Raw genomic sequence first — 2,870 nt, forward strand, 5'->3', positions numbered from 1 at the left:
GGGCCGTACCTCGCCGGGGCGACGCTCGCGCTGGCCGTCGGCCTGCCCGCGCTGACCCGCAAGTTCCCGGACTTCCTCGGCGGCAGCAACGGGTTGAGCTTCACCGTCCACAGCAGACCGTCCGCTGTGGTCGGTGTGGTCCCGGAACTGCGGTGGCAGACCTGGATCGTCTGGCTCAGCGTGCTCATCGCGCTGGTGCTGGTGGTCAACATCGTGCGCGGGCGGCTCGGGCGCGACTTCCGCGCCGTCCGCGACGACGAGGTCGCCGCGTCGCTGAGCGGGATCGCCGTCGGGCGCACGAAGATCCTCGCGTTCCTGGTCAGCGCGGTGTGCGGCGGGCTCGCCGGTGGCCTGCAGGCGTTCCTGCTCGGCACCGCAGCACCCGGGTCGTTCACGCCCGCGCTGTCGCTGAGCCTGCTGGCGGCCGTGGTGCTCGGCGGGCTCGGGTCCCTGTGGGGCGCGCTGTGGGGGGCGGTCGCGCTCGTGTACTTCCAGGCCTGGTCCGAGGACCTCGCCGACGTCCTGCACCTGAACACCGACGTCGCCAACAACCTCCCGCTCGCGGTGTACGGCGTGATCCTCATCGTCGTCGTGCTCGCCTTCCCGCGCGGCATCCAGGGCGGTTTCCAGCGGCTCCGAACACTTCTCCGCAAGCCCGCCGAAACGAAGGAGAACCATGAGAACCACTAGCTACGGCGCGGGTTTCCTCGCCCTGGCCTTGGCGCTGACCGCGTGCGGCGGCGCGGGGGAGAGCGACGGCGGCGGTCAGCAGGCCGCGGACTCCGCCGTCGGCGTCACCAAGGACACCGTCGTGATCGGCACCCACCAGCCGCTGACCGGGCCGGCCGCGCCGGGGTACAGCAAGATCTCCGTCGGCGCCCGCGCGGTGTACCAGGCGATCAACGACGGTGGCGGCGTCAACGGCCGGAAGATCGACTACAAGGTCGAGGACGACGGCTACAACCCGACGAAGACCGTCGAGGTCGTGAAGAAACTCGTGTTGCAGGACAAGGTGTTCGCGATCGTCGGCGGGCTGGGCACGCCGACGCACTCCAAGGTCGTCGACTACCTCAACGGCGAAGGCGTACCGGACCTGCTGGTGTCCTCGGGCGCGCTCGCCTGGGACAACCCGCAGAAGGCGCCGATGACCTTCGGGTACCAGGTGGACTACACGCGCGAGGGCAAGATCCAGGGCAAGTACATCAAGGACACCTTCGCGGGCAAGAAGGTCGGGTACTTCACGCAGAACGACGACGTCGGCCGCGACACCCAGGCCGGTCTGGACCAGTTCGTGAAGGACCAGACCGTCGTCCGGCAGGGCTACGACAGCGCGAACACCGACGTCACGCCGCAGCTGTCCGCGCTGAAGGCGGCCGGCGCCGAAGTCGTCGTCTGCGCGTGCATCCCGGCGTTCACCGCGCTGTCGATCCTGGCCGCGGCGAAGATCGGCTACAAGCCGCAGTTCGTGGTCAGCAGCATCGGCGCGGACCCGGCGACGCTGTCCGGGCTGCTGCAGGACTTCGCCAAGCGCGGCGGCGCCAGCGTGTCCAGCGGGCAGCTGCTGGCCGGCCTGATCGGCACCGGCTACCTGCCGGACGTCGCGCAGACGTCGGACCCGTGGGTCGCCTACTTCAAGGGCATCCACGACAAGTACATCCCGAAGGAGCCGTTCACGAACACGGTCCTGTTCGGCATGGTCCAGGCCTACACGTTCGCGCAGGCGCTCAAGGCCGCCGGGCCGGACCCGACGCGGCAGAAGCTCGTCGACGCGATGAGCTCCGGCGCGCTCAAGGGCCCGGGCCTGACGCCGTTCGGCTTCTCGAAGGAGTCGCACGCCGGCTACACCGGCGCGTACGTCTTCAAGATCAACCCCGACACCACGACGGCGGTCATCCAGCCACCGTCGGTCACCGACCGGGGTACCGGGGCCATCACGGCGTACACCGGTGAACGCGCCACCCCGGAGCAGGTGAACCTGCTGAGCAAGTGAGGAACGGGCCGGTTCGCGGCGGTGCCGCGGACCGGCCCCCCGCTCACATAGGGTGGCGACATGACGGTCAGGGAGAAGGTCGTGCGGGCGGCGGTCCGGCTGTTCGCCGAGAAGGGCTTCGAAGCGACGACGGTCCGCGAGATCGTCGAAGCCGCCGGTGTCACCAAGGGCGGGCTCTACCACTACTTCGAGTCCAAGGACGACCTGCTCTTCGAGATCTACGTGGCGATGCTGCGGATGCAGACGCGGCGGATGGAGACGCTCGCGAAGTCCGAGCTGCCGCTGCCGGAGCGGCTGCACGCGATCATCGTCGACGTCGTGGTGACGAGCATCGCCGACCTGGACGCGGCGACCGTGTTCTTCCAGTCGTTCCCGCTGCTGGAGAAGTCCAAGCAGGTCCAGGTGCGCGCCGAGCGGCGGACCTACCACGAGCGCGTGCGCGACCTGGTCGCCGAAGGGCAGCGCGCCGGGGTGTTCCGCGCCGACGTCCCGGCCGACCTGGTGATCAACTACCACTTCGGCGCCATCCACCGCCTCGGCATGTGGTACCACGCCGACGGCGAGCTGTCGGGGGAGCAGGTCGGCGAGCACTTCGCGAACCTGATGCTGGGCAGCCTCCGTCCTTAGTGGACGCTCTATCGTGGGGACCATGCACATCGTGGCGGTCCTCGCGCTCGACCAGGTCGTCCCGTTCGACCTGGCGACACCCATCGAGACCTTCTCGCGAACCCGCCTGCCGGACGGTTCCCCGGCCTACGAGGTCCGCATCTGCGGCCCGGCCCCCGAGGTCGACGCGGGCGCGTTCACGCTGCGGCCGCCGTGGGACCTGACCGGGCTGGCGGCCGCGGACACGATCATCGTGCCGGGCCGCTCGGCGAAC

The 2,870-nt window shown here is 69.8% G+C and carries 3 protein-coding genes and 1 pseudogene; all 4 read left to right on the top strand.

The window, feature by feature from the left end:
- Positions 1-690, top strand: a 690-nt coding sequence (locus tag G3I65_RS21805; protein WP_160697755.1) for a branched-chain amino acid ABC transporter permease, incomplete at its 5' end; no start/stop codon positions are given.
- On the top strand, positions 677-1,990 hold the full coding sequence (locus tag G3I65_RS21810; protein ID WP_160697756.1) for an ABC transporter substrate-binding protein: 1,314 nt from the start codon (positions 677-679) through the stop codon (positions 1,988-1,990). The genes G3I65_RS21805 and G3I65_RS21810, both read left to right, overlap by 14 nt.
- 60 nt (positions 1,991-2,050) lie before the next feature.
- Positions 2,051-2,617, top strand: a complete 567-nt coding sequence (locus tag G3I65_RS21815) for a TetR/AcrR family transcriptional regulator (RefSeq protein ID WP_160697757.1) — start codon at positions 2,051-2,053, stop codon at positions 2,615-2,617.
- A gap of 22 nt (positions 2,618-2,639) precedes the next feature.
- Positions 2,640-2,870, top strand: a pseudogene (locus G3I65_RS21820) (AraC family transcriptional regulator); the annotation flags it as partial.

Source organism: Amycolatopsis sp. SID8362 (genome assembly GCF_010550475.1).
GTDB classification, from domain to species: Bacteria; Actinomycetota; Actinomycetes; order Mycobacteriales; family Pseudonocardiaceae; genus Amycolatopsis; species Amycolatopsis eburnea.

Excerpts from the sequence above, each read along its gene's own strand:
- G3I65_RS21810 (WP_160697756.1), top strand. The coding sequence starts at position 677 with ATGAGAACCACTAGCTACGGCGCGGGTTTCCTCGCCCTGGCCTTGGCG.
- G3I65_RS21815 (WP_160697757.1), top strand. The coding sequence starts at position 2,051 with ATGACGGTCAGGGAGAAGGTCGTGCGGGCGGCGGTCCGGCTGTTCGCC.